Below are 25,195 nucleotides of genomic sequence, written 5' to 3' on the forward strand. Positions count from 1 at the left end.
CCAGTACTACCTGGCTCGATTAACTCTTTGAATCTCAAGGAGTTTCTCGTTCCGACTACGCTGGAAGTGGGGCGCATTATAAGGGGATTCGAGAAGCGGTCAAGGGCTAATTTCATATATTTGAAATATTCCCCATCAAAACCGCATAAAGGCCACCAGGTACTTGCCACAACACCTTCTGCGCCCTTGAGATCGAGCGCCGCGCGGGCGGCGCTCGATCTCGAGAACACTACAGAAGCAATGGCGAGCCCTACGAAACCACCCTCCCCCTTCGCCCGATCACCCGAGGCACCCGCCGCGCCACAGCAGGAATGCGCAACACCATCAACAAACCACCCACCGCTGCATAAATCGCCCACTCACGTAGATCCGAACGAACGATCCACAGAAAGTGCAGCAAGCCCAACCCGAGAATCACGTACACCAGCTTGTGCAGCTTCTTCCAACGCGCGCCCAATCGGCGCTGACTGTAGCGATTGGAGGTCACCGCCAATGCCAGCAACCCGAGGAACCCAAGCGAGCCCACTATAATGTAGGGCCGCTTGCGCAACTCCACCGTGAACTGCCCCCAGTCCAACCCTAGGATAAAGAACAGGTAACAAAGGATGTGCAGCACAATATAGGCAAAGCACCACAACCCAAGCTGCCGGCGCACCACGATCCAGCCCGACCACCCCGTCAGCTTCTGCAGAGGCGTCATGCTCAGCGTCACCAGCAAAAAGGTCAGTGCGCCCAACCCCAGGCGATCCATCATGATCTTTCCAGGGTCCGGCCCCAGCAGACTCATCGCTGCCTCGTACAGCCACCACACGGGGAACAGGCACCCCACTATAAAGATGGCCAGGCGCAGCCAGGGATAGCGCATCAATAGTTCTTCCGCAGGTCGAGCCCGGTATACAGCGACGCCACTTCATCGGCATAGCCATTGAACATCTGCGTCTGGCGCACGTTGGGGCTGAACAATCCGCTCGGCAAGCGCCGCTCACGCGCCTGGCTCCAACGCGGGTGATCGACTTCAGGGTTCACGTTGGCGTAGAAGCCATACTCATCCGGCGCCAGCCCTTCCCAGGTAGTCTGAGGCTGTTCGGCCACCAGGCTGATGCGCACGATCGACTTGATGCTCTTGAAGCCATACTTCCAAGGCACTACCAAGCGCAGCGGCGCACCATTCTGGTTGGCAAGCTCTCGGCCATACATGCCAACCGCCAGGATGGCCAAAGGATGCATGGCCTCATCCAGGCGCAACCCTTCTCTATAAGGCCAGTCGATCAGTGCAAAGCCCGAGCGCTGCCCGGGCATGTGCTGAGGATCTTTCAACGTCTCGAAGCGCACGTAACGCGCTTTCGAAGTCGGCTCGACCTGCTTGAGCACCTGCGCCAGCGGAAAGCCCAACCAGGGAATGACCATCGACCAGGCCTCCACGCAGCGTAACCGGTAGATGCGTTCTTCAAGTTGGTAGGGTTTGACGAAGTCCTCCAGGGCATAACGCCCCGGCTTGCCGACCTCACCATCGACCACCACCGACCACGGCTCGGTCTTCAGACTGCCACCGTTGGCCGCCGGGTCTCCCTTGTCGGGGCCGAACTCATAGAAGTTGTTGTAGTGGGTGGCATCCTTGAACGGCGTGATCGCCTCGCCCTTGACCGTCACCGCCTGCCAGCGCGTGCCCGCGAGCTTGTCGCTGAACCAGCCAGGCGCGGCCCCCGCCTCGACGTCCGCGTAGCGCGATGCCTCGACCGCCCGCGCCGCCAACGGCATCGCGCCCAGAGCAAGGCCCGCCAGGGAACCTCCCAGCAGCGTGCGACGGGAAAGATAGAGACTTTCGGAGGTGATCTCCGATGCCTTGCAGTCGGACGACCGGGGAAGCTTGATGAGCATGACGGCTCCACAGCACTGGATGAGGGATATACCAGTAAGACTATGGAGCCGGAGGGTTATTCCAGCATTAAAACTTTTTTCAAACCTTGCGACGACGGCCGCGCAGCAAGTACTGGATTGGCCCCGAAGCCGCATAGGCGAGGAAGATCAGCAAGAGGATGCGCGGTGGGTCGCTGAACACCACGGCAAACACCAACACCACCGCCAGGATCGCCACGAACGGCACACGCCCCTTGAGGTCCAGCTCCTTGAAGCTGTTGTACTTGATGTTGCTGACCATCAGCATGCCGGCCGCGGCGACCAGCAGCGCCACCAGGAACGACAGTTTGGAACCCTGGATGCCATAGTCGCTGAACGCCCACACGGTGCCTGCCACCACACCCGCAGCCGCCGGGCTGGCAAGGCCGATGAAGTAGCGCTTGTCGGCGGTACCGACCTGAGTATTGAAGCGTGCCAGTCGCAACGCGGCGCCGGCCACATAGATGAAGGCGACCATCCAGCCGACCTTGCCCATATCCCCCAGCGCCCAACCGAACGCCAGCAAGGCCGGCGCGACACCAAAGGCGACCATGTCCGACAGCGAGTCGTACTCGGCACCGAAGGCACTCTGGGTATTGGTCATACGTGCAACACGGCCGTCGAGGCCATCGAGCACCATGGCGACAAAAATGGCGATGGCAGCAAAGGCGAAGTATTTGCTCGCCTCGCGTGGATCACCGGCACTCAAGGCGCTCTGCGCGCTCATCGAACTGATGATGGAGTAGAAACCGGCAAACAGGTTGGCGGTGGTAAACAGGTTGGGCAGCAGGTAGATGCCACGATGGCGCACCTTGCGCCCTTCGGCGTCATGCCCTTCTTCAACGTGCTCATCGACAGGTAGCAGGCTTTCGGCGTCGGAGGGCTTGTTCGGCTCTTCGGGACGTTCGCTCATGGAGGGTACCTTGCAACAGGATGGAAAATATTCGACACGGGCCTGCAAAACAGGTTCTGACAGCAAGCCACTGGTCTGCTTTATACCAGAAGCTGACTGGCAGAACGAAAAAACGCGGCCGAAGCCGCGTTTTTTAATCTACCGATAAGACTTAGTTCTTGGTCTTGTCGACGATTTTGTTAGCCGAGATCCACGGCATCATCGAGCGCAGTTGCTCGCCGATGATTTCGATGCCGTGAGCGGCGTTGTTGCGGCGCTTGGCGGTCATCGATGGGTAGTTGGTGGCGCCTTCGGAGATGAACATCTTCGCGTATTCGCCGTCCTGGATGCGCTTCAGAGCGTTGCGCATGGCCTTGCGGGATTCTTCGTTGATGACTTCCGGGCCGGTGACGTACTCACCGTATTCGGCGTTGTTGGAGATCGAGTAGTTCATGTTGGCGATGCCGCCTTCGTACATGAGGTCAACGATCAGCTTCAGTTCGTGCAAGCACTCGAAGTAGGCCATTTCTGGCGCGTAGCCTGCTTCGACCAGGGTTTCGAAACCGGCTTTGACCAGCTCGACGGTACCGCCGCACAGAACGGCCTGCTCACCGAACAGGTCGGTTTCGGTCTCGTCCTTGAAGGTGGTTTCGATGATGCCGGTACGGCCGCCACCAACGCCCGAAGCGTAGGACAGGGCGACGTTCTTGGCATTGCCCGAGGCATCCTGGTAGATAGCGATCAGGTCAGGGATACCACCGCCCTTGACGAACTCGGAGCGCACGGTATGGCCTGGGGCTTTCGGCGCGATCATGATCACGTCGAGGTCGGCGCGCGGAACCACTTGGTTGTAGTGGATCGAGAAGCCGTGGGAGAAGGCCAGGGTAGCGCCCTTCTTGATGTTCGGCTCGATTTCGTTTTTGTACAGCGCGCCTTGGAATTCGTCCGGGGTCAGGATCATGACCAGGTCGGCAGCAGCGACGGCAGAGGCAACGTCAGCCACTTTCAGGCCGTGGGCTTCTGCCTTGGCAACGGTAGCCGAACCTTTACGCAGACCGACGGTAACGTCTACACCGGAGTCCTTCAGGTTGCACGCCTGAGCGTGGCCCTGGGAACCGTAACCGATGATGGCGACTTTCTTACCCTGGATGATGGAAAGGTCGCAGTCTTTATCGTAGAAAACTTTCATGAAAATACCCCTGGTTATATCTCGGCCCCTGCGGAGCCATCGCTAATTTTTGGATTTAGATGCTGAGCACTTTGTCGCCACGGGCAATGCCGGTGACGCCACTGCGCACTGTTTCGAGAATCGATGCGGTGCCGATGGCCTGGATGAAGCTGTCCAGTTTGTCGCTGGTACCGCTCAACTGTACGGTGTACACGCTGGCGGACACATCGACGATCTGGCCACGGAAAATATCCGTGGTGCGCTTGATCTCGGCACGCTGGGCACCGGTGGCCTTGACCTTGACCAGCATCAGTTCACGCTCGATGTGAGCGCTTTCCGACAGGTCGACAAGCTTGACCACTTCGACCAGCTTGTTCAGGTTCTTGGTGATCTGTTCGATCACTTCGTCATGGCCAACGGTGGTCAACGTCAGACGCGACAGGGTCGGGTCTTCGGTCGGCGCCACGGTCAGGCTTTCAATGTTGTAGTTGCGCTGGGAGAACAGGCCGACCACGCGGGACAGAGCACCGGGTTCGTTTTCCAGCAGCAGGGAAATGATATGCCGCATATCAGGTACGCTCCGTCTTGCTCAGCCACATGTCACGCATCGAGCCATCCTTGATCTGCATCGGATAGACGTGCTCGGTACGGTCGACCGCGATGTCGATGAACACCAGGCGGTCCTTCATCGCGAACGCTTCTTCCAGCTTCGGCTTGAGGTCCTTCAGGCTGGTGATGCGGATACCCACATGACCATAGGCCTCGGCCAGCTTGATGAAGTCGGGCAGCGACTCGACATAGGAGTGCGAGTGACGGCCGTTGTAGGCCATGTCCTGCCACTGGCGGACCATGCCCAGCACACCGTTGTTCAGGTTGACGATCTTCACCGGCAGGCCGTACTGCATGCAGGTGGACAGTTCCTGGATGTTCATCTGGATGCTGCCTTCGCCGGTCACGCACGCTACGTCCTGATCCGGGAAGTTCAACTTGATACCCATGGCCGCCGGGAAACCGAAGCCCATGGTGCCCAGGCCACCGGAGTTGATCCAGCGATTGGGCTTGTTGAAGCGGTAGTACTGCGCCGCGAACATCTGGTGCTGGCCCACGTCGGAGGTGACGAAGGCATCGCCCTTGGTCACTTCGCAGAGGGTTTCGATCACTGCCTGTGGCTTGATGACGTTACCGTCGCCCTTGTCGTAAGGGAACATCTCGCCATCGCCGCGCCACTCGTCGATCTGCTTCCACCAGGCATCCAGCGCCGCCTTGTCAGGTTGCTCGCCGATTTCCTTGAGGATACCGATCATTTCGCTGAGCACGCTGTCGACCGGACCGACGATTGGCACATCGGCCTTGATCATCTTCGAGATCGACGCCGGGTCGATATCGATGTGGATGATCTTGGCATTCGGGCAGAACTTGGCCGGGCCGTTGACCACGCGGTCATCGAAGCGCGCACCGACCGCGAAGATCACGTCGGCATGGTGCATGGCCATGTTGGCGGTGTAGCTGCCGTGCATGCCGAGCATGCCGAGGAACTGGCGATCGGTACCCGGGAAGCCGCCAAGACCCATCAGGGTGTTGGTCACAGGCAGGTTCAGCGTCTTGGCGATCTCGGTCAGGGCTTCGGAGCCGCCACCCAGGATCACGCCACCGCCGGAATAGACGATCGGGCGCTTGGCAGCCAGGAGCATTTCGGCAGCCTTGCGGATCTGCCCGGAGTGGCCACGGACCGCTGGGCTGTAGGAGCGCAGCTTGACCTTCTTCGGATAGACGTATTCGAACTTTTCAGCCGGGTTGGTCATATCTTTTGGAATGTCGACCACGACCGGACCTGGACGACCGGATTGCGCCAGGTAGAAGGCTTTTTTCAGAACTTCGGGGATCTCGGAGGCATGTTTGATCATGAAGCTGTGCTTCACGATCGGCCGCGAGATGCCAATCATGTCGGTTTCCTGGAAGGCATCGGTGCCCACCATGGTGCTAGGCACCTGGCCGGACAGGATGACCATCGGAATCGAATCCATGTAGGCCGTGGCAATGCCGGTGATGGCATTGGTCGCGCCTGGGCCGGAGGTTACCAGCACCACGCCGGCCTTGCCGGTGGCACGGGCGTAGCCGTCCGCCATATGGGTAGCCGCCTGCTCGTGACGAACCAGGATGTGCTCGACTTCCGGTTCCTTGAACAGTGCATCGTAAACATGCAGGAGAGCACCACCAGGGTACCCGTAGATGTGCTTAACGCCTTCGTCACGCAAGAAGCGGACGACCATCTCAGCGCCAGATAAAAGCTCCACGTTGTTCACCTCTAAAACGCCAGAATACCGCCCTTCATGGACGGGTCTTAATAGGTTTACTGCCAAGCAGAGCATGAGCGGAACGTCAGCACTGACTGAGCAAGTATTGGGAGCGCCCCAGAGTGTTGCGGGGTTTTCCCACCCAGCGCGAGGTAACGCGTTGCGGGGTGAAACAGGTCGGCGCGGGTGTGCGCCTCATGATCTGCTTAGCGGGTCTGCTTCTGGCAGTCCCTCTACAGCGGAATCTGGATTCTTCTGATTCGGCGCCGCTAAGTCAAGAAAAATTATTGCCAATTTTTCCCCAAGATGAATTCCTGCCACCACTAAAAACCATCACAGCAGCAGAATAAATAAGATTTCCACAAAAAAGGGCCACAATCTGCGGCCCTTGACGGAAAAAGAGAAGAAATCAGGCGGAAGGAGCGATCAATTGATCAAACTCTGCTAGCAGGCGACGTAGCTCACGGCTCTGCTCAGGACGGTCGACAAACACCGTTTCGGCCATGATCAGGATTCCAGAAGCGCTGGGCAGCGGGTGGCCAAGTTCGATGATGATCTTCATGCGTGGCAGGAATATCCACTGCAGCCACTGTTCGAAGCGCAAGGTATCGACCGCGAACGGCACCGTGCTGGCCAGTGCCTCAGCGCTTGGCGCCTCGTCGCCCCACCAGCCTTGAACCTGCAGCTCACGTTCGATCAGCAGCAGGTGGTCGGCGATATCCAGGATACGTTGCTCGATCATCAGGAATTGACCCGTGCCTTTTGCCGGGCCAGTGCGGCGCCAGCGCTGTCACCCTGCTTTTCGCGGGCCTGGGCAATGGTGTTCCACAGTTCGGCCTGCAGGTCGGGACGACCGTTGGCGTAGGTCAGCGCACGGCGCGCCAACTGCTCAGCCTGGGCCGCGTCACCCTGCGACAGGCGCACCTGGGCAAGGCGGTACAGCACTTGCGGCTCGCGCGGGGCAATGCGTTGGGCACGCTCCAGACTCGATGCGGCACCGTTGAAGTCACCACTGCCCTGTTGCGACTGGGCCGTGGTCAGCAGCGCCAGCACCGGGCCATCCAGCTGCTCGTCGGCCGACAGGCCGCCCGAGGTCGCGTTACTGCGCGGAATGCCGGTTGGCGCGCTGGTCGCCGCCGGCGTGCTGTTCATCGAAGCGATGTCGAAGGGCTCATCGGCGATCGGATTGGGGTTGGTGGTCATCGGCGCAGCGCCGACCGGACCTGTGGTCATCGGGGTGGTGCTGATCGGTGCCGCGCCGTTACCCGCCGGGAACGTCTGGATGCTCGTGGCACCGGCCCCTTGCGGAATCATCACGGTTACCCCGGAATCCTCGGGCAGCGACTGCGCCTGCGCGGTGCCGTTGTTCATGCCGGCCGCCGAGCGGTTGGCCGTGGCCCGCTCACTGTTGGACACACGGGTGCTCGAATCGACCACCGGGATATTGCCACGCTGCACACTGGAGCAACCCTGGAGCACAGCCAGCGCCGTCAAGGCAGGAAACAGCCACTTATTCACGTCACACCTCATCAATGCAGCCAGTGCTTAATTCATCCAGCCTTTTACCCAGTCCATGACCGATTCTGCCGGATTCTGCTCACCGCCACAGGCTGCCCCAGCGGGCGGTTCACTGCCGCGAATATACGGCATCTGCACCGCTCCCGGACAACTTCCGTCGGAACCTTGGCCACTGTACGGGTCGATCCACGCCTGCACCACGTTGTCTGGCTGTGGCATGTCCAGCGGCAGTGGGTCGGCCTTTTTCATGAAGCTGGTCCAGACCTGCAATGCACCCGTGGCACCGGTGAACGGTGTCTTGCCATTATCGTCGCGGCCCATCCACACCACCGCCAGCAAGTCCTGGCTGAAGCCGGAGAACCAACTGTCGCGCGAGTCGTTGCTGGTACCGGTCTTGCCCGCCAGGGTCAGCGAACGTGGCAATACGTTGTATACCGAGCGGCCAGTACCTTCACGCATGACCCGTTGCATGGCGTTCTGCACCAGGTAGATCGACGCCGGGTCGAAGGTTTGCTGGATCTGGAACGGGTAACGCTTGAGCGGCTCGCCTTCGGCGGTCAGCACACTGCGAATGCCGCGCATCGGCGTGTTGAATCCACCGTTGGCGATGGTCTGATACATGGTCGCCACCTGCATCGGCGACATGCCACCCGCGCCCAGCAGCATCGACGGGAATGCAGGCCAGTCCACTTTCACACCCAGCCGACCGATGGTCTTGATGACGTTGGGCACGCCCACTTCAAGGCCGAGCTTGGCGGTCGACAGGTTGTAGGAATTAGCCAGCCCCTGGTACAGGTAAATCGTGCCATGCGGGCGACGATCGTAGTTCTGCGGTCGCCATACCTGGCCATCGGCGCCCTTGACCGAGAACGGCTCGTCTTGCACCCAGCTGGTCAGGGTGTACTTGCTCGGCTGCTCCAGCGCGGTCAGGTACACCGCAGGCTTGACCAGCGAGCCGATCGGCCGTACCGCATCGATGGCGCGGTTGAAGCCGGCGAAGCCCGACTGACGGCTGCCGATCAGCGCCTGCACCTCACCGGTTTCCGGATTGGTCACGACCATCGCCGACTCGACCTCGTCGGACCCCTTGCGCCCGGCCAGGCGCTTGAAGGTGTCGTTCATCGAGCTTTCGGCCTTCATCTGCAGGATCGGATCGAAACTGGTGAAGATGCGCAGGCCTTCTTCGGTCAAGTCTTCATCGCGATAATCCTGGCGCAGCTGACGCTTGACCAGGTCGAGGAAGGCCGGGAATGAGCTGTCGGCCAAGCTGCCGCGCTTGGTCACGCCCAGTGGCATCTTCTTCGCCGCGTCGACCACTTCCTGGCTCGCCACGCCCTGCTCGGCCACCAGGTCGAGGACCAGGTTGCGGCGGGCCAGGGCACGCTCGGGGTAGCGGCGCGGGTTGTAGTACGACGGCCCCTTGACCATGCCCACCAGCAAGGCGATCTGGTGCAGCTTGAGCTCCGACAGCGGCTGGCTGAAGAAGAACTGGCTGGCCAGACCGAAGCCATGCACGGCGCGCTGGCCATCCTGGCCGACGAACACTTCGTTGAGGTACGCCTCAAGGATTTCGCGCTTGTCGTAGTGCATTTCCAACAGCACGGCCATCATCGCTTCGGTCAGCTTGCGGCTGAGGCTGCGTTCGCTGGTCAGGTAGAAGTTCTTCACTAACTGCTGGGTCAGGGTACTACCGCCCTGGCGCATGGAGCCTGCCGAGGTGTTGACCCACACTGCTCGAGCAATGGACTTGGGCGACACGCCGAAGTGGCTATAGAAGTCCCGGTCTTCCGTGGCCACCAGGGTTTCGAGCAGGTATGGCGGCACCTGGTCGATCTTGATGAGGATGCGGTCTTCGAGGTTTTTCGGGTAGATACCGCCGATCATCAGCGGTTCCAGGCGAACAACGTCGAGCTTGCCGCCATTGGCGCCCGAGAGCCCCGCCACGTAGTCGCCAGAGAAGCGCACGCGGACGAACTGTGCAGGCTCCATGCCTTCATAGAACTGGAAGCCACGGGTGTTCAGGTCAACGGTATTACCGTTGATCGCCGCGGCGCCCGGGCCATTGGCTGCGCTCTCGCGACGGTAGCCGAGGGCGTCGAGTTCGGTGAGGAAGTCGTTCTTGCTCAGCTTCTGGCCGACGAACAGCTCCAGCGGCCGGGCATATACCTTGGCCGGGATGGTCCAGCGCTTGCCGGAGAACTTCTCCTGCACGACGGCATCGAGGTAAACCGCGAAGCCAGCGACGATCACCAGGCCGACCAGGCTGAGCTTCAAGGCCCAGCCCAGCCAGGCGCGCGAGCGGCCGGTCGGGCGTTTCTGAGGGGTACGAGGATTTCGGGTTCGAGTCATGGCGGCGGATTATACGCACTTTGTAAAGGCTGGGCAGGCGCCCTCTGGCGGTATGCAGGGGCGGCACCATTGACCATAATGGCGCCTTCGAATTCCATGCCCCCGGAAGGATTTCCCGTGAGCCAAGCCTTGATTACCGCGTTGCAGAACCCTGCCCTCTACCCTCACCCCGTGGACGGGTTCCAACTCATCGAGACGCATATCTCCTGGGTCCTGCTGACGGGCGAGTATGCCTACAAGATCAAGAAGCCAATGAACTTCGGCTTCCTCGACTTCACCGCGCTGGATCAGCGCCAGCACTTCTGCAACGAAGAATTGCGCCTGAACCAGCGCCTGACCGAAGGCCTGTACCTCGACGTGCTGCCGATCACCGGCAGCGCCGAAGCGCCGCAGCTCGGCGGTGACGGCGAGGCGATCGAGTACGTCCTGAAGATGCGCCAGTTCCCCCAGGGGCAGATGCTCAACACCCTGCAGGCCAACGGTGAACTGAATGCCGGCCACATCGACCAGATGGCCCGGCAGATCGCCGAATTCCACCTGCAAACACCCAAGGTGGCCGCCGAGCAACCCTACGGTTCGCCTGAAAGCGTGATGGCGCCGGTCGAGCAGAACTTCGAACAGATCCGCCCATTCCTCAGCGACAAGGCCGACTTGCAGCAACTGGACAACCTTCAAGCCTGGGCGCGAAGCAGTTTCGAGCGTCTGCAGGGCCTTTTCGCCGCGCGCAAGGCCAATGGTTTCACCCGTGAATGCCATGGCGACATCCATTTGGGTAACGCCACCCTGATCGATGGCAAAGTGGTGATCTTCGACTGCATCGAGTTCAACGAGCCGTTCCGCATGACCGATGTCTGGGCTGACACCGGTTTCCTCGCCATGGACCTGGAAGACCGCGGCCTCAAGTGCCTCGCTCACCGCTTCATCAGCCAGTACCTGGAGCTGACCGGCGATTACCAAGGCCTGGAAGTGCTCAACTTCTACAAGGCCTACCGCGCCCTGGTACGGGCCAAGGTAGCCCTGTTCAGCATGCCCGCCGATGCCGATGGCGTGCAGCGCGCGACCACCCTGCGCACCTACCGCAACTACGCCAACCTGGCCGAAAGCTACAGCGCCATTCCGTCGCGCCTGCTGGCCATTACCCATGGTGTCTCGGCCGTGGGCAAGAGCCACGTGGCCATGCGCCTGGTCGAAGCCCTGGGTGCCGTGCGCGTGCGTTCGGACGTGGAACGCAAGCGCCTGTTCGGTGAGCAGCAACCTGCCGCCGCTGGGCAGCTGCAAGCCGGCATCTACGACCAGAGCGCCAGTGCCGCCACCTACGAGCACCTGCACCAACTGGCCGGCACCATCCTGCGCGCTGGCTACCCGGTGGTGCTCGATGCCACTTACCTGAAACACGATCAGCGCCAGGCGGCGGCAGAGGTCGCCAACGAAACCGGCGTGCCGTTCCTGATTCTCGACTGCCACGCGCCGGAGGCAGTGATCGCCAGCTGGCTGGAGCAGCGCCAGGCTGAAAATAGCGACCCGTCGGACGCCACCCTGGAAGTGGTCAAGGCCCAGCAGGCCAGCCGTGAGCCGCTCAATGCCGTGGAACTGCAGCACGCCACCCGTGTGGATACCCAGGAAAGCGCCAGCATGGATCAAGTGATCGACCAGATCCGCCAGCGTTTGCCTGGTCTGTAAACGTTACGGCCCTATCGCCGGCAAGCCGGCGATAGGGCCACAACAGGCTGTTCATCTCCCAATCCATCGCCCCAGATGGCAAAAGGCCGCGCATTTCCCAACCCCCGCTACACTCCTCTCTGACCTGCTCGCGATTTATCCCCTAGACCCGTTCAGCCATCGCAAGGAGGCTCGATGAACGATGAATTGCAGCATCTGAAGAATCTTGGCAAGACCTCCGCGCAGTGGTTGCATGCGGCCGGTATCCACAGTGCATCGGACTTGCGTCGCCTAGGCGCGGTCGGTGCGTACCAGGCCGTGAAAACGCGGGGATTCCGGGCATCGAAGGTGCTGTTGTACGCCATTGAAGGCGCACTGCTGGACATGCACTGGAACGATTTGCCGGCCGAGCGCAAGCAAGCGCTCAATCAACAACTGGATGCGAAAAGCACGACGCAAAAAAAATCTGAAATAAACAGCGAGAGGGGATTGACGCCTGAATGAGAATCGTTATGATTATCACAACTGGTCGCGAGACTGGTTGGATAAACTGAAAGCCCCTGGTTCGGACTCTCAGATTATCTCCTCATCAGGCTAATCACGGTTATTGACCCGGCAATTTGCCGGGTCTTTTTTTGCCTGCGGTTTCATGCTGGGCCGGGCAACATCCTATTTGCGCAGCTGCGCGCAGTAATCCTGCTCAGGCGTGGCCGGCGTATACCAAACATAGTCAGCCATCCCCGCCCCTACCTGTTCACCGACCTCGGCCAGCAACAGCACCTTGCTCTCCCCGATCGCGCCCAAATCTGCCAGGTGCAATGGCACGCCGAGATCCTTGCGCGCGTGATAGGCCCCCGTGAACAACAACGCGGGCTGCGGCGCTGCCTGCAAATGCTCGGCGATGCGCCGGTCGCGCCGCTGCTGCACCGCCAGCATGGCCGGCAGCTGGCTTTCCGGCAGCAACCCACAATGCCCCTCGCGCACCTGTTCGAGCAGCGCCGCCCGCACCGCTGGCGCATTGGACTTTACCCCGGCCAAGGGTGTCGGCTGGCGATAGGCAGCGCGCATTTCGCCCGCCGAGAGGTTCGCTGGCAGCAATACGATACGGTCCTGCAAGGCCTCACGGACGATCGGCCCATAGAATTGCCAATCCCAGCCGTCCTGCCAGTCCAGGGCCTTGGGCAAGTCTTCCGGCAACTGGGCTTGCCCCTGCACCGCCTCCAGGCGCGCTTGCTGCTCTGGCTGCAACATCTCCAGCAGCAGGCTGCCCTGGGCTCGCTGGCCCTGCAGCGCTCGCAGCAACCACAGTTGCAAGGCGTGGTGGTCAGGGTTGTCGTGTTTCTCCCCCACCAGCACCCGTGGCGCTCCGGCGAGACGCTCGACCAACTGCTCAGGGCTGATGACCTGGCCGCTGGCCAGGTCGCGAATCTGCCCCAGCGTTGCGCTGTCACGCCCCTCGCTGCTCTGCCAGGCCGGTAATGGCGGCAGGCTGGCCTGACATCCCATCAGCGACAGCATCAACAACAGCAACGAGCCAGACAGCCATGGATGGCGCATGAGCAATGCCTCCTAGCGGGTGATGATCAGCGGATGACCCCGCTCCGGATGGGGCTGTACCAGCACTTCGATGCCGAATACCGCCTTGAGTGCGGTGGGCGTCAGCACGTGCTGCGGCGAAGCCAACGCATGGCAGCGCCCCCCTTCGAGCAGCAGGATGCGATCACAGTAGCGTGCCGCGAGGTTCAGGTCATGCAGGATCACCAGCACGGCAGCACCGCGGTCAGCGAAGCTGCGCACGGCTTGCAAGGTGGTGTGCTGGTGCAAGGGGTCGAGCATCGAGGTGGGCTCGTCGAGCAGCAATGTGCTGCCTTCGGCGCCTGGCCATAACTGGGCCAATACCCTGGCCAGGTGCACGCGCTGGCGTTCGCCGCCGGACAATGCCAGATAGCTGCGGTCGATCAGGTGCCAGGCATCCGCCGCGCGCAGCGCAGCTTCGACGATTTCCCGGTCGCGCTGCTGGCCGCTGCCGTGGGGCAGACGCCCCATGCCCACCACTTCCTCGACGCGAAAGGCAAAGCCCAGGCTGGACACTTGCGGTAGCACCGCCAGGCGTTGCGCACGCGCCTGCCCCGGCCACTCATCCAACGCCCTGCCTTGCAGCATCACCCGCCCCTGACTGGGGGGCAGTTCGCCGCACAAAGCGCCGAGCAGGCTGCTCTTGCCGGCGCCATTGGGCCCTAGTACACCGAGCACCTGGTTGGGTAACAGCTGCAGATCGATGTCGTGCAGCACGTCACTGCCGCCACGGCGGAGGTGCAGGCCTTCGACTTCGAGCATCAGCTGCGCCCTCGAATCAGCAGGAAAAGGAAAAACGGCGCACCGATGAAGGCCGTCACGATGCCAATCGGCAGCTCGGCCGGCGCCAGGGCCAGGCGTGCCACCAGGTCGGCGAATAGCAGCAAGGTACCACCGGCCAGCAGCGACGCCGGCAGCAGCACACGGTGATCAGGCCCGGCCAACAGGCGCACCAGGTGGGGCACCACCAGGCCGACGAAGCCGATCAGGCCTGCCGCTGCTACGGCGGCGCCAACACCCAGTGCAGTGCAGAACACCAGCTCGCGCTTCAAGCGTTCCACTTCGATGCCCAAGTGGCGCGCCTCGGACTCCCCCAGCAACAAGGCGTTGAGCGCCTGGGCCCGGCGCGGCAGCCACAGGGCAACGACTACCACCACGATCAGCAACGGCCACAAGCGCTCGTAGCTGGCGCCATTGAGGCTGCCCAGGTTCCAGAAGGTCAAGGTACGCAGGGTGGCATCATCGGCCAGGTAAGTGAACAACCCCACCGCCGAACCGCCTAGTGCCGTCAGGGCGATACCAGCCAGCAGCATGGTCGCGACATTGGTCTGCCCATCACGGCGGCCCAGCCGGTACACCAGCGCCGTCACCCCCAGGCCGCCGACAAAGGCGCAGACTGACAGCAGGTAAGGGGCGAACCACTCCGGTATGCCCCCCATCCAGCTACCGCCGACGATCGCTACCGCCGCGCCCAGCGCCGCGCCACTGGCGACACCGACCAGGCCAGGATCGGCCAGCGGGTTGCGAAACAGCCCTTGCATGGCCACGCCAGACAGCGCCAGCACCGCGCCTACCGCCAAACCGAGCAGCGTGCGCGGCAAGCGGATCTGGCCGAGGATCATGTCTGCCTGCTCCAGGCCGTCAGCAGCGATGGGCAAGCCCAGCAAACGCAATCCCGCGCGCAAGGTATCGAACAACGGCAGGCTGACCGGCCCCAGGGCCAGCGACAGCCAGACCGCCAGCAGACACAGCAGGCCCAGGGCAATGAACAGCGTACGGGGTTGGATCCGTTGCTTCATCGAGCAATGCTGGCCGGGTAGAACGTGGCCGCCAAGTCCTGCAGGGCTGCCGGCAAACGCGGGCCGAGGCCGCCGACCAGCAATGTCGGGTCAAGGGCAACCAGGCGCTTGTCGCGCACGGCACGCGACGCAGCCAATGCAGGGTTCTCCTTGAGCAGCGCCTGCAAGGCCTGGTCACCGGCCAAGGCGCGATCGGAGAACACCAGCACATCCGGGTCCAACGCCGCCAGCGCTTCATTGGAGAAGTTCTTGTAGCCCTGATGCTCTGCCAGGTTGCGCGCGCCGGCCTGGCGCAATAGCCAGTCCCCTGCGGTGCCCTGCCCGGCGATCAGCGGCTTGGCCCCCGCATGGCCGACCAGCAGCAGGACGCCTGGCGCCTTGTGGCTGGCCTGGGCCTGCTTGACCTGTACCTGCAGGGCTTCGACTTGCTGTTGATAACCCGAGGCGAGCTGCGCGGCCTTCTGCTCGGCGCCGAGCAACTTCCCAAGGTGCTTGAGGTTGGCATCGACGGCCGCGAGGTCGGCCTGGCTGGAGAACAGTTCGACGCGAACGCCGGCGCTGCGGATCTGCGCCAGCACCGGTGGCGGGCCCATCTCCTCAGTACCCACCAACACGTCCGGGCGCAAGCTGAGGATGCCCTCGGCCGACAACTGCCGCTGATACCCGATGCTCGGCAGCGCCTTCAACGACTCCGGGTGCTGGCTGGTGGTATCGACGCCCACCAGGCGTGGTTCACCGCCCAACTGACTGATCCACTCGCTCAACGCGCCGCCCGCACTGACCCAGCGCTGTGGCAAGTCGGCTGCCAGAGCCTGGGTGGAAGCAACGAGGGCTGCGCACAAGGCGAGCATGGCGGCGGGACGGCGCATCATCGGATTCCTTCTGAAGGCGGGCCGCCAGCCTTGTGGCGGGCGACAGAACTGCGCACCATAGACCACCGGGCGCAGCGAATGCGGGCAATTTGATAATTATTCGCATTGAAGCGTCAAGCTATCCCTTGGTTTCACGAGTCGTCCTTGCAATGCACTTTCTTTGTACTTCCGCAGCGCTGGCCGAAGGCCATAGCCGCGCCTTCAGCGTAGACGGCCTCGATCTGTTCGGCGTGCGCCGCCAAGGCCAGGTGCACCTCTACCGCAATCGCTGCCCGCACCGGGGCATCCCGCTGAACTGGGCAGCGGACGCCTTTCTGGATGACAGCGCCAGCTTGATTCACTGCGCCCATCACGGTGCCCTGTTCCTGATCGAGAGTGGCGAATGCGTGGCCGGCCCGTGCGAAGGCGAGGCATTGCAGACCCTGGGCTGCCGGGAAGACAGCCAGGGTATCTGGTTTACGGGTTGAGCAGCACCGGTAGCGGACGGTCGATGATGATGTGCGAGGCATCCAGTCGCGTGCCGTAAGCCAGCACTTCAACGCCATCGGCCACCGCAGCACGCAACGCCGCGGCATAGGCGGCGTCGATTTCTTCGGCGGGGCGCACCGCTTCGATGCCGGTGAGGTTCACGCAGTACAGTTGCACGGCGCGGATCCCCTGGCGGGCCAGCGACGCCAGTTCACGCAGGTGCTTGGCGCCGCGCTGGGTCACCGCGTCCGGGAAGGCCGCCACGGTAGTGTCCGGGTAGCCCAGGGTCACGCTCTTGACCTCGACGTAGGCCGGCCCTTCGGCAAACTCCAGACGAAAATCCACACGGCTGCCCTCCTCGCCATAGGCCACCTCGCGCTTGAGCGCGGTGAAACCCGCCAATTCGGCGATCACACCCGCCCGCAGGGCCTCTTCGACCAACGCGTTGGCACGCCCGGTATTGATGCAGGCCAGGCGGCCCTGAGGGGTTTCGCTGATCTCCCAGGTGCCTGGCAGCTTGCGCTTGGGGTCGTTGGAGCGACTGAACCAGACGTCTCCGCCCTCACGCATGCAATTGAGCATGGAACCGGTGTTGGGGCAGTGAATGGTGAGCTGCTCGCCGTTGGCCAGTTCGATATCGGCCAGAAAACGTTTGTAGCGGCGCAGCAGGCGCCCTTGTTCGAGTGAAGGAAAGAACACCATCAGCCCTGCCAGCTCCGCAGCCCTCGGGCGATGCGCTGTACTGCCTCTTCCAGGCGCGGCAGGCTCTGGGTGTAGGCAAAGCGTACATGGTGGCCGGCCAGGTGGCGCCCGAAGTCCAGGCCCGGGGTGAACGCCAGGTGCTCGGTTTCCAGGAAATGCCGGCAGAAGGCGAAGGCATCACCGCCAAAGGCACTGATATCGGCATAGAGGTAGAAGGCGCCCTGCGGCTCAACCGCAATACGGAAGCCCAGTTCGCGCAGGGCCGGCAGCAGATAGTCGCGGCGGCGGGCGAACTCGGCACGGCGCTCCTCGAAAATCGCCAGGGTTTCAGGCTGGAAACAGGCCAGCGCAGCGTGCTGGGCCATGCTTGGGGCGCTGATGTAGAGGTTCTGCGCGAGCTTTTCCAGGTCAGCCACGGCATTGGGCGGTGCCACCAGCCAGCCCAGCCGCCAACCGGTCATGCCGAAATACTTGGAAAAACTATTAAGGACGAAGGCTGAGTCATCCACCTCCAGCACGCTTGGCGCTTCCATGCCGTAGGTCAGCCCGTGGTAGATCTCATCCACCACCAGGTGCCCGTGGCGCTCACGGGTGGCCTGGGACAGGCTGGCCAGCTCATCGCGGCTCAGTACCGTGCCGGTCGGGTTGGCCGGCGAGGCCACCAGGGCGCCGACGGAGTCCTTGTCCCAATAGCGTTCGACGAGGTCGGCGGTCAGTTGGTAATTGACCTCCGGCCCCACCGGCACCAGCTGCGCACCACCTTCCACCAGGCGCAGGAAGTGTCGGTTGCACGGATAGCCCGGGTCGGCCAGCAGCCAGTGTTTGCCGGGGTCGACCAGCAGGCTGGCGGCGAGCAGCAAGGCACCGGAGCCGCCTGGGGTGATCAGGATGCGCTCGGGGTCGACCGAAACGCCGTAGCGCGTCCCGTAGAAACCGGCGATCGCCTCGCGCAGTGCCGGCAAGCCACGTGCCGCCGTGTATCGGGTATGCCCTGCCGCCAGGGCGGCCTGGCCGGCCTCGACGATGGGGGCGGCGGTGGTGAAGTCTGGCTCGCCGATTTCCAGGTGGATTACATCGTGGCCGGCCGCCTGCAGCTCGTTGGCCCGCGCCAGCAACGCCATGACATGGAAGGGTTCGATGGCGCGGCTGCGCGCACTGTATGGGTGGGCCATGACCTTCTCTCAATTGGGTCTAAACTGGTGATTCTACCTCTGCGCGGCACCGAACGTGCGCCTCACGGCGCTGTCAAAACCTTGGATCGGGCGGGGTAGCGCACCCCCGATCTATCTGGTAAGTTCGGCGGCTCGCAGTCGCAGGGCCGGCGGGTGCCGGAGATGGAGCAGCCTGCGCATTGGATCAGATGAGTGAGAGGCGGTCTATTCATGTCCACCGTAGAAAAGCAAAAAGCCGGTCAGACCATGTACGGTGTCGAACCTTATAAGGAAACCAAAGGCGAAGAGTACATGGGCGAGCCCATGCGCAAGCACTTCACCAAGCTTCTCGGCGCCTGGAAAAAAGAGCTGATGACCAGTGTGGACCGTACCGTGGACCACATGAAGGACGAGGCAGCCAACTTCCCGGACCCGGCCGACCGCGCCAGTCAGGAAGAAGAGTTCGCGCTGGAGCTGCGCAACCGCGATCGCGAGCGCAAGCTGATCAAGAAGATCGACAAGACCCTGCAGAAGATTCAAGACGAAGAGTACGGCTGGTGCGACTCGTGTGGCATCGAGATCGGCCTGCGCCGTCTGGAAGCCCGTCCGACCGCCGACCTGTGCTTCGACTGCAAGGAAATCGCGGAGAAAAAGGAAAAAACCGTCGGCAAAGGCTGACCTTTCTCCCATCCAAACGGGGCGCATCATGCGCCCCGTTTCATTTCTTACCCAGCACGGCCCATGAACGACTCTCCCTACATCGGGCGCTTCGCCCCAACCCCCAGCGGTTTCCTGCACTTCGGTTCGCTGGTCGCCGCCCTCGCCTCCTGGCTGGATGCCCGCGCCGTCAATGGCCGCTGGCTGCTGCGCATGGAAGACACCGACCCGCCACGGGAAATGCCCGGCGCCCGTGACGCAATCCTGCAAACGCTCGACCGCTATGGGCTGGAGTGGGATGGCGAGGTGGTGTACCAGAGCCAGCGTCACGAAGCCTACGCGGCGGTGGTCGACCGCCTGTTCAACATGGGCCTGGCCTATGCCTGCACCTGCTCGCGCAAGCAGTTGGAAGGTCATGACGGCATCTACCCGGGTTTTTGCCGTAACGCCGGGCATGCTCGCGAAGGTGCTGCGATCCGCCTTCGGGTGCCCGAGCTGATCTACCGCTTCAAGGACCGGGTGCAGGGTGACTTCCAGCAGCACCTGGGCCGCGAGGTGGGGGATTTCATCATTCAGCGCCGGGACGGGCTGTATGCCTACCAACTGGCGGTGGTGCTGGACGATGCCTGGCAGGGTGTGACCGATATCGTGCGCGGTGCCGACCTGCTCGACAACACGCCACGCCAGTTGTACCTGCAAGAGCTGCTGGGCTTCACGCAACCGCGTTACCTGCACATTCCGCTGATCGTGCAACCGGATGGCCACAAGCTGGGCAAGTCCTACCGCTCGCCGCCGCTCGAGGCTGGCCAGGCGACGCCGTTGTTGTTGCGGGCGCTGCGCGCTTTGGGGCAGGAAACCGAACCTGAACTGTTGATCGCGACACCGGCCGAAGTGCTTGAGGTGGCGCGGCAACGGTGGCGGCCGGAGGCGATCGTGCAGCGAACTACGGTGCCAGAGGCCGATTTGCGCTGAGGTCTCACTGGCCCTGTCGCCGGCAAGCCGGCTCCCACAGGTAGTGCGCTGGCGGAGTACCTGTGGGAGCCGGCTTGCCGGCGATAGGGCCAGAACACGCAACCTATCCTCAAAAATCAAAAGCTCAATAATTTCAAACCCTTGGCGAACACTACCGATTCCCGCTAGCATCGCCCCAGCCATTTGCGCCAATAATAAGTCCAAGCCCGCAGCGCCCAACCATCGAGGCCAGCATGTACATCTATCGTTTGGTCCTGCTTCTGGTCGTGGGGATCTACCTGTTCTCCCCGGCCATCATGGACTGGTGGATCGAACCGACCGGTGCCTGGTACCGCCCTTACCTGCTCTGGCTGATCCTGATCGTCGTCACCTTCATCCTGCAGAGCCAACGAGATGCCGATGAGCTTTAGCCTGACCCAGATGATCCTGATCAGCGCCGCGTACCTGATGGTACTGTTCGGCGTGGCCTGGATCAGCGAGCGCGGGCTGATTCCCCGTTCGATCATTCGCCACCCGCTGACCTACACCCTGTCGCTCGGCGTATATGCCAGTGCCTGGGCCTTCTATGGCTCGGTGGGCCTGGCCTATCAATATGGCTACGGCTTCCTCGCCTGCTACCTGGGGGTGTCCGGCGCCTTCCTGCTGGCGCCGGTGCTGCTGTATCCGATCCTCAAGATCACCCGCACCTACCAGCTCTCATCCCTGGCCGACCTGCTGGCCTTCCGCTTCCGCAGCACCTGGGCTGGTGCGCTGACCACGGTCATCATGCTGATCGGCGTGCTGCCCTTGCTGGCCCTGCAGATCCAGGCGGTCGCCGACTCGATCAGCATCCTCACCGGCGAGCCGGTCAAGGCGCGGGTGGCGTTCGCCTTCTGTGCCCTGATCATCCTGTTCACCATCTTCTTCGGCTCACGGCACATCGCCACGCGCGAAAAACACGAAGGCCTGGTATTTGCCATCGCCTTCGAATCGGTGATCAAGCTGCTGGCCCTGGGCGGCATCGGCCTGTACGCGCTGTATGGCGTGTTCGGTGGCCCACACGGCCTCGAAGTGTGGCTGCTGCAGAACCAGACCGCCCTGGCGGCACTGCACACCCCGCTGCAGGAAGGCCCGTGGCGCACCCTGCTGCTGGTGTTCTTCGCCTCGGCCATCGTCATGCCGCACATGTACCACATGGCCTTTACCGAGAACCTCAACCCGCGCTCGCTGGTCAGCGCCAGCTGGGGCCTGCCCCTGTTCCTGCTGCTGATGAGCCTGGCCGTGCCGCTGGTGCTGTGGGCCGGCCTGCGCCTGGGCGCCACCACCAACCCCGAGTACTTCACCCTGGGCCTGGGCATTGCCGCGAACAATGAGGCGCTGGCGCTGCTGGCCTACGTCGGCGGGCTTTCCGCCGCCAGCGGGCTGATCATCGTCACCACCCTGGCGTTGTCCGGCATGGCCCTCAACCACCTGGTGCTGCCGCTGTACCAGCCACCGGCGGAAGGCAACATCTACCGTTGGCTGAAATGGACCCGCCGCGCCCTGATCGTCGCGATCATCACTGCCGGCTTCATGTTCTACCTGACCCAGAACAACCATCAGAGCCTGGCCAACCTGGGCATCGTCGCCTTCGTTGCCACCTTGCAGTTCCTGCCTGGGGTCCTGTCGGTGCTGTACTGGCCGACCGCCAACCGCCGCGGCTTCATTGCCGGCCTGCTGGCGGGCACCCTGGTGTGGATGGTGACCATGCTGCTGCCGCTGCTGGGCAACCTGCAGGGCTTCTACATCCCGCTGCTGGACATGATCTATGTGCTCGACGACACCAGCTGGCACATGGCGGCCATCGCCTCGCTGGCGGCCAACGTGCTGCTGTTCACGCTGATCTCGTTGTTCACCAATGCCAGCACCGAAGAAGTGAGCGCCGCCGAAGCCTGTGCCGTGGACAACGTGCGCCGCCCACAGCGTCGCGAGCTGCATGCGGCCTCGCCGCAAGAGTTCGCCACCCAGTTGGCCAAGCCGCTGGGCGCCAAGGCCGCGCAAAAGGAAGTCGAACAAGCCCTGCGTGACCTCTACCTGCCGTTCGACGAACGCCGCCCCTATGCCCTGCGCCGCCTGCGCGACCGCATCGAGGCCAACCTCTCGGGGTTGATGGGGCCGAGCGTGGCCCAGGACATGGTCGAGACGTTCCTGCCGTACAAATCCGGTAACGAGAACTACGTCACCGAAGATATCCACTTCATCGAAAGCCGCCTGGAAGACTATCACTCGCGCCTCACCGGCCTTGCGGCCGAGCTCGACGCCTTGCGCCGCTACCACCGCCAGACCTTGCAGGAACTGCCCATGGGCGTTTGCTCGTTGGCCAAGGACCAGGAAATCCTCATGTGGAACAAGGCCATGGAGGAGCTGACCGGCATCGCCGCCAAGCACGTGGTCGGCTCGCGCCTGGTGACCATCAGTGAACCGTGGCGGGGCCTGCTGCAGGGCTTCATCAATGTGCCCGATGAACACCTGCACAAGCAGCGTCTGGCGCTGGATGGCCAACCGCGTTGGCTGAACCTGCACAAGGCGGCCATCGACGAGCCGCTGGCACCGGGTAACAGCGGGCTGGTACTGCTGGTCGAAGACCTCACCGAAACCCAGGCCCTGGAAGACAAGCTGGTGCACTCCGAGCGCCTGGCCAGTATCGGCCGCCTGGCGGCTGGCGTGGCCCACGAAATCGGCAACCCGATCACCGGCATCGCGTGCCTTGCGCAGAACCTGCGCGAAGAACGGGAAGGCGACGGCGAGCTCATCGAACTGTCCGGGCAGATTCTCGAACAGACCAAACGGGTATCGCGCATCGTCCAGTCGTTGATGAGCTTCGCCCATGCCGGCGGCAGCCATCAGAACAGCGAAGAGCCCGTTTGCCTGGCCGAGGTGGCGCAGGACGCCATCGGTCTGCTGGCGTTGAACCGGCGCAATTTCGAAGTACAGTTCTTCAACCTCTGCGACCCGGAACACTGGGCCGAGGGGGACCCACAGCGCCTGGCCCAGGTACTGATCAACCTGCTCTCCAACGCCCGCGACGCTTCACCGCCCGGCAGCGCCGTGCGCGTGCGCAGCGAAGCGAACGAGCACACCGTCGACTTGATCGTCGAAGACGAAGGCAGCGGGATTCCGAAGAACATCATGGACCGCCTGTTCGAACCGTTCTTCACCACCAAGGACCCGGGCGAAGGCACTGGACTGGGGCTTGCTCTGGTCTATTCCATCGTGGAAGAGCATTATGGGCAAATCACCATCGACAGCCCGGCCGATATCGAACGGCAACGTGGCACCCGGATCCGCGTGACCCTGCCCCGGCATGTCGTAGCGACGTCCCCAGAAATTCGAGACCGTCGAGAGAATTGAATCAATGCCGCACATTCTGATCGTCGAAGACGAAACCATCATCCGCTCGGCCTTGCGTCGTCTGCTTGAACGGAACCAGTACCAGGTCAGCGAAGCCGGCTCGGTTCAGGAAGCCCAGGAACGCTTCAGCATTGCCACCTTCGACCTGATCGTCAGCGACCTGCGCCTGCCTGGCGCCCCGGGCACCGAGCTGATCAAGCTCGGCCAGGGCACGCCGGTACTGATCATGACCAGCTACGCCAGCCTGCGCTCGGCGGTGGACTCGATGAAGATGGGCGCGGTGGACTACATCGCCAAACCCTTCGACCACGACGAAATGCTCCAGGCCGTGGCACGCATCCTGCGCGACCGACAGAACGCTCCCGCGCCCACCCCGGCCGCCGAACCACGCGCCAATGGCAAGGGTGCGCCGGCCGACAAGGCCAGCCCGGCAGCGGCCAATGGCGAGATCGGCATCATCGGTTCGTGCCCGCCGATGCAGGACATGTACAGCAAGATCCGCAAGGTGGCGCCCACCGATTCCAACGTGCTGATCCAGGGTGAGTCCGGCACCGGCAAGGAGCTGGTCGCCCGCGCCCTGCACAACCTGTCGCGGCGGGCCAAGGCACCGATGATCTCGGTGAACTGTGCGGCCATTCCCGAAACCCTGATCGAGTCAGAACTGTTCGGTCACGAGAAAGGTGCGTTCACCGGCGCCAGCGCCGGACGTGCTGGCCTGGTGGAAGCCGCTGATGGCGGTACGCTGTTCCTCGACGAGATCGGCGAATTGCCGCTGGAGGCCCAGGCGCGCTTGCTGCGCGTGCTGCAGGAAGGCGAAATCCGCCGCGTCGGTTCGGTTCAGTCGCAAAAGGTCGATGTGCGCCTGATCGCCGCGACCCACCGCGACTTGAAGAACCTGGCCAAGGCCGGGCAGTTCCGCGAAGACCTTTACTACCGCCTGCATGTGATTGCCCTGAAGCTGCCTGCCTTGCGCGAGCGCGGCAGCGACGTCAACGAAATCGCCAATGCCTTCCTCGCTCGCCAGAGCGCACGCATCGGCCGCGACGACCTGCACTTCTCGGCAGAAGCGGAACAAGCCATACGTCACTACAGCTGGCCCGGCAACGTGCGTGAACTGGAAAACGCTGTCGAGCGCGCGGTGATCCTGAGCGAGAGCGCGGAAATTTCCGCCGAACTGTTGGGTATCGACATCGAGTTGAGCGATCTCGAGGACGACGATCTGCTCGACAATGCCATGGTCGCAACCGGCGCCAGCGCCAACAACGCCAGCCATGAGCCGACCGAGGACCTGTCACTGGAAGATTACTTCCAGCATTTCGTACTCGAACATCAGGACCACATGACCGAGACCGAGCTGGCCCGAAAGCTCGGGGTCAGCCGCAAGTGCCTGTGGGAGCGTCGCCAGCGCCTGGGCATTCCGCGCCGCAAGAGCAACGCCACCAGCGAGTGATCTCGCTGTGGCCTCTCAGGCCTCATCGCCGGCAAGCCGGCTCCCACAGTTAGACCACCCTCTTCCTGTGGGAGCCGGCTTGCCGGCGATGAGGCCGGTGGCCACACCCCACCCCCTCAGTAACACATCAGTTCCCGCAAAAATCTGTTACCCACCCTTCTCGGCGTAACAGTCCCCGAGGCATACGGTAACGAAATTTCGACATTTCTGGCCCGCCCCGCCTCCCTCATTCCGCGCAAACCCCTGATTTCATTGAGTTTCAAAAAGTTGGCACGGCACCTGCTATATGTCTGGTACAAGAACAATAACAAGCACAGCAACTCAGAATAAGAACAAGACGAAACGGCTCACGCACAATAAAAACAAGACGGCGGAGGCGCAGCTAACTGATTCTTTTGGAGAGG

The 25,195-nt window shown here is 62.5% G+C and carries 23 protein-coding genes; 8 read left to right on the forward strand and 15 right to left on the reverse strand.

All coding sequences use genetic code 11. The features are described from left to right. Positions 1 to 250: 250 nt before the first annotated feature. From msrQ to mrcB, 9 genes are all read right to left on the reverse strand, one after another. On the reverse strand, positions 251 to 865 hold the full coding sequence (msrQ, locus tag ACIPZG_RS19100) for a protein-methionine-sulfoxide reductase heme-binding subunit MsrQ (RefSeq protein ID WP_400716126.1): 615 nt from the start codon (positions 863 to 865) through the stop codon (positions 251 to 253). Beyond that, a complete protein-coding gene (msrP, locus tag ACIPZG_RS19105) occupies positions 865 to 1,878 on the reverse strand; it encodes a protein-methionine-sulfoxide reductase catalytic subunit MsrP (protein ID WP_400716128.1) in 1,014 nt (337 codons plus the stop codon). Before msrP ends, msrQ begins: the two co-directional genes overlap by 1 nt. A 79-nt stretch (positions 1,879 to 1,957) precedes the next feature. After that, a complete protein-coding gene (gene pssA / locus ACIPZG_RS19110; protein ID WP_400642766.1) occupies positions 1,958 to 2,809 on the reverse strand; it encodes a CDP-diacylglycerol--serine O-phosphatidyltransferase in 852 nt (283 codons plus the stop codon). Between the two features lie 151 nt (positions 2,810 to 2,960). Next, positions 2,961 to 3,977, reverse strand: coding sequence for a ketol-acid reductoisomerase (gene ilvC, locus ACIPZG_RS19115; RefSeq protein WP_008096908.1), 1,017 nt, complete (start codon positions 3,975 to 3,977; stop codon positions 2,961 to 2,963). Positions 3,978 to 4,032: 55 nt separating this feature from the next. Then, complete coding sequence (ilvN, locus tag ACIPZG_RS19120) at positions 4,033 to 4,524, reverse strand: acetolactate synthase small subunit (protein WP_008096911.1); 492 nt, start codon at positions 4,522 to 4,524, stop codon at positions 4,033 to 4,035. A 1-nt stretch (position 4,525) separates the two neighbouring features. Next, the gene (locus ACIPZG_RS19125) at positions 4,526 to 6,250 is read right to left on the reverse strand and encodes an acetolactate synthase 3 large subunit (RefSeq protein WP_400716130.1); all 1,725 of its coding nucleotides are present in this window, start codon (positions 6,248 to 6,250) and stop codon (positions 4,526 to 4,528) included. A gap of 409 nt (positions 6,251 to 6,659) precedes the next feature. Further along, positions 6,660 to 6,992 carry a YqcC family protein gene (locus ACIPZG_RS19130; RefSeq protein WP_400716132.1) on the reverse strand — a complete coding sequence of 111 codons (333 nt, stop codon included), beginning with the start codon at positions 6,990 to 6,992 and terminating at the stop codon, positions 6,660 to 6,662. After that, positions 6,992 to 7,780, reverse strand: a complete 789-nt coding sequence (locus ACIPZG_RS19135) for a tetratricopeptide repeat protein (RefSeq protein ID WP_400642763.1) — start codon at positions 7,778 to 7,780, stop codon at positions 6,992 to 6,994. The genes ACIPZG_RS19130 and ACIPZG_RS19135 overlap by 1 nt, the downstream gene beginning before the upstream one ends. Before the next feature lie 15 nt (positions 7,781 to 7,795). Then, positions 7,796 to 10,117 (reverse strand): penicillin-binding protein 1B, encoded by a 2,322-nt coding sequence (gene mrcB / locus ACIPZG_RS19140; protein ID WP_400716134.1) that lies wholly within the window; start codon positions 10,115 to 10,117, stop codon positions 7,796 to 7,798. A gap of 117 nt (positions 10,118 to 10,234) precedes the next feature. Between mrcB and ACIPZG_RS19145 the strand changes: the two genes are divergently transcribed. Together ACIPZG_RS19145 and ACIPZG_RS19150 are read left to right on the forward strand one after the other, a co-directional pair. Then, positions 10,235 to 11,797: an AAA family ATPase gene (locus tag ACIPZG_RS19145; protein WP_400716136.1), complete on the forward strand. Its 1,563-nt coding sequence runs from the start codon at positions 10,235 to 10,237 to the stop codon at positions 11,795 to 11,797. Between the two features lie 174 nt (positions 11,798 to 11,971). Next, positions 11,972 to 12,280, forward strand: coding sequence for a TfoX/Sxy family protein (locus tag ACIPZG_RS19150; RefSeq protein WP_008096917.1), 309 nt, complete (start codon positions 11,972 to 11,974; stop codon positions 12,278 to 12,280). 165 nt (positions 12,281 to 12,445) lie between these two features. Here the strand turns inward: ACIPZG_RS19150 and ACIPZG_RS19155 are convergent, their stop codons facing one another. Genes ACIPZG_RS19155 through ACIPZG_RS19170 form a run of 4 tightly spaced genes read right to left on the reverse strand, consistent with a single transcriptional unit; the run spans position 12,446 to position 16,022 of the window. Beyond that, a complete protein-coding gene (locus tag ACIPZG_RS19155; RefSeq protein WP_400716137.1) occupies positions 12,446 to 13,333 on the reverse strand; it encodes a ChaN family lipoprotein in 888 nt (295 codons plus the stop codon). A 12-nt stretch (positions 13,334 to 13,345) separates the two neighbouring features. Then, positions 13,346 to 14,113, reverse strand: coding sequence for a heme ABC transporter ATP-binding protein (locus ACIPZG_RS19160; protein ID WP_400716139.1), 768 nt, complete (start codon positions 14,111 to 14,113; stop codon positions 13,346 to 13,348). After that, complete coding sequence (locus tag ACIPZG_RS19165; RefSeq protein WP_400642773.1) at positions 14,113 to 15,096, reverse strand: FecCD family ABC transporter permease; 984 nt, start codon at positions 15,094 to 15,096, stop codon at positions 14,113 to 14,115. Before ACIPZG_RS19165 ends, ACIPZG_RS19160 begins: the two co-directional genes overlap by 1 nt. Positions 15,097 to 15,146: 50 nt before the next feature. After that, positions 15,147 to 16,022, reverse strand: a complete 876-nt coding sequence (locus ACIPZG_RS19170) for a hemin ABC transporter substrate-binding protein (protein WP_400716141.1) — start codon at positions 16,020 to 16,022, stop codon at positions 15,147 to 15,149. Positions 16,023 to 16,171: 149 nt separating this feature from the next. Here ACIPZG_RS19170 and ACIPZG_RS19175 point away from each other — a divergent pair, with 149 nt between their 5' ends. Beyond that, positions 16,172 to 16,489 (forward strand): Rieske (2Fe-2S) protein, encoded by a 318-nt coding sequence (locus ACIPZG_RS19175; protein ID WP_400716143.1) that lies wholly within the window; start codon positions 16,172 to 16,174, stop codon positions 16,487 to 16,489. Here ACIPZG_RS19175 and sfsA read toward each other — a convergent pair. Together sfsA and ACIPZG_RS19185 are read right to left on the reverse strand one after the other, a co-directional pair. After that, positions 16,479 to 17,192 (reverse strand): DNA/RNA nuclease SfsA, encoded by a 714-nt coding sequence (sfsA, locus tag ACIPZG_RS19180; protein ID WP_400716145.1) that lies wholly within the window; start codon positions 17,190 to 17,192, stop codon positions 16,479 to 16,481. The genes ACIPZG_RS19175 and sfsA overlap by 11 nt on opposite strands. Continuing rightward, a complete protein-coding gene (locus tag ACIPZG_RS19185; protein ID WP_400716147.1) occupies positions 17,192 to 18,364 on the reverse strand; it encodes a pyridoxal phosphate-dependent aminotransferase in 1,173 nt (390 codons plus the stop codon). Before ACIPZG_RS19185 ends, sfsA begins: the two co-directional genes overlap by 1 nt. A 210-nt stretch (positions 18,365 to 18,574) precedes the next feature. Between ACIPZG_RS19185 and dksA the strand changes: the two genes are divergently transcribed. The 5 genes from dksA to ACIPZG_RS19210 all read left to right on the forward strand — a co-directional run bounded on the left by dksA (position 18,575) and on the right by ACIPZG_RS19210 (position 24,791). Further along, entirely contained in the window at positions 18,575 to 19,021 is a 447-nt protein-coding gene (gene dksA, locus ACIPZG_RS19190; protein WP_400716149.1) for an RNA polymerase-binding protein DksA, read from the forward strand. Positions 19,022 to 19,084: 63 nt separating this feature from the next. Beyond that, positions 19,085 to 19,972, forward strand: coding sequence for a tRNA glutamyl-Q(34) synthetase GluQRS (gene gluQRS / locus ACIPZG_RS19195; RefSeq protein WP_400716151.1), 888 nt, complete (start codon positions 19,085 to 19,087; stop codon positions 19,970 to 19,972). Positions 19,973 to 20,205: 233 nt separating this feature from the next. Continuing rightward, on the forward strand, positions 20,206 to 20,382 hold the full coding sequence (locus ACIPZG_RS19200) for a hypothetical protein (RefSeq protein ID WP_003250005.1): 177 nt from the start codon (positions 20,206 to 20,208) through the stop codon (positions 20,380 to 20,382). Continuing rightward, positions 20,366 to 23,341, forward strand: coding sequence for a sensor histidine kinase (locus tag ACIPZG_RS19205; RefSeq protein WP_008092311.1), 2,976 nt, complete (start codon positions 20,366 to 20,368; stop codon positions 23,339 to 23,341). Before ACIPZG_RS19200 ends, ACIPZG_RS19205 begins: the two co-directional genes overlap by 17 nt. A gap of 4 nt (positions 23,342 to 23,345) precedes the next feature. Next, on the forward strand, positions 23,346 to 24,791 hold the full coding sequence (locus tag ACIPZG_RS19210; protein ID WP_008092313.1) for a sigma-54 dependent transcriptional regulator: 1,446 nt from the start codon (positions 23,346 to 23,348) through the stop codon (positions 24,789 to 24,791). The last annotated feature ends 404 nt before the right edge of the window (positions 24,792 to 25,195 follow it).

The sequence above is a fragment of the Pseudomonas sp. NPDC089395 genome, from assembly GCF_044749525.1.
In the GTDB taxonomy this organism is placed as follows: domain Bacteria; phylum Pseudomonadota; class Gammaproteobacteria; order Pseudomonadales; family Pseudomonadaceae; genus Aquipseudomonas.

Bases quoted from the DNA above. Each gene is read 5' to 3' on its own strand.
- ACIPZG_RS19175 (WP_400716143.1), top strand. From the start codon at position 16,172: ATGCACTTTCTTTGTACTTCCGCAGCGCTGGCCGAAGGCCATAGCCGC.
- ACIPZG_RS19170 (WP_400716141.1), bottom strand. From the start codon at position 16,022: ATGATGCGCCGTCCCGCCGCCATGCTCGCCTTGTGCGCAGCCCTCGTT.
- ACIPZG_RS19155 (WP_400716137.1), bottom strand. From the start codon at position 13,333: ATGCGCCATCCATGGCTGTCTGGCTCGTTGCTGTTGTTGATGCTGTCG.
- ACIPZG_RS19135 (WP_400642763.1), bottom strand. From the start codon at position 7,780: ATGAGGTGTGACGTGAATAAGTGGCTGTTTCCTGCCTTGACGGCGCTG.
- ACIPZG_RS19185 (WP_400716147.1), bottom strand. From the start codon at position 18,364: ATGGCCCACCCATACAGTGCGCGCAGCCGCGCCATCGAACCCTTCCAT.
- ACIPZG_RS19200 (WP_003250005.1), top strand. From the start codon at position 20,206: ATGTACATCTATCGTTTGGTCCTGCTTCTGGTCGTGGGGATCTACCTG.
- gluQRS (WP_400716151.1), top strand. From the start codon at position 19,085: ATGAACGACTCTCCCTACATCGGGCGCTTCGCCCCAACCCCCAGCGGT.
- msrQ (WP_400716126.1), bottom strand. From the start codon at position 865: ATGCGCTATCCCTGGCTGCGCCTGGCCATCTTTATAGTGGGGTGCCTG.
- ilvC (WP_008096908.1), bottom strand. From the start codon at position 3,977: ATGAAAGTTTTCTACGATAAAGACTGCGACCTTTCCATCATCCAGGGT.
- sfsA (WP_400716145.1), bottom strand. From the start codon at position 17,192: ATGGTGTTCTTTCCTTCACTCGAACAAGGGCGCCTGCTGCGCCGCTAC.
- ilvN (WP_008096911.1), bottom strand. From the start codon at position 4,524: ATGCGGCATATCATTTCCCTGCTGCTGGAAAACGAACCCGGTGCTCTG.
- ACIPZG_RS19205 (WP_008092311.1), top strand. From the start codon at position 20,366: ATGCCGATGAGCTTTAGCCTGACCCAGATGATCCTGATCAGCGCCGCG.
- ACIPZG_RS19130 (WP_400716132.1), bottom strand. From the start codon at position 6,992: ATGATCGAGCAACGTATCCTGGATATCGCCGACCACCTGCTGCTGATC.
- ACIPZG_RS19160 (WP_400716139.1), bottom strand. From the start codon at position 14,113: ATGCTCGAAGTCGAAGGCCTGCACCTCCGCCGTGGCGGCAGTGACGTG.
- mrcB (WP_400716134.1), bottom strand. From the start codon at position 10,117: ATGACTCGAACCCGAAATCCTCGTACCCCTCAGAAACGCCCGACCGGC.
- pssA (WP_400642766.1), bottom strand. From the start codon at position 2,809: ATGAGCGAACGTCCCGAAGAGCCGAACAAGCCCTCCGACGCCGAAAGC.
- ACIPZG_RS19210 (WP_008092313.1), top strand. From the start codon at position 23,346: ATGCCGCACATTCTGATCGTCGAAGACGAAACCATCATCCGCTCGGCC.
- ACIPZG_RS19150 (WP_008096917.1), top strand. From the start codon at position 11,972: ATGAACGATGAATTGCAGCATCTGAAGAATCTTGGCAAGACCTCCGCG.
- msrP (WP_400716128.1), bottom strand. From the start codon at position 1,878: ATGCTCATCAAGCTTCCCCGGTCGTCCGACTGCAAGGCATCGGAGATC.
- dksA (WP_400716149.1), top strand. From the start codon at position 18,575: ATGTCCACCGTAGAAAAGCAAAAAGCCGGTCAGACCATGTACGGTGTC.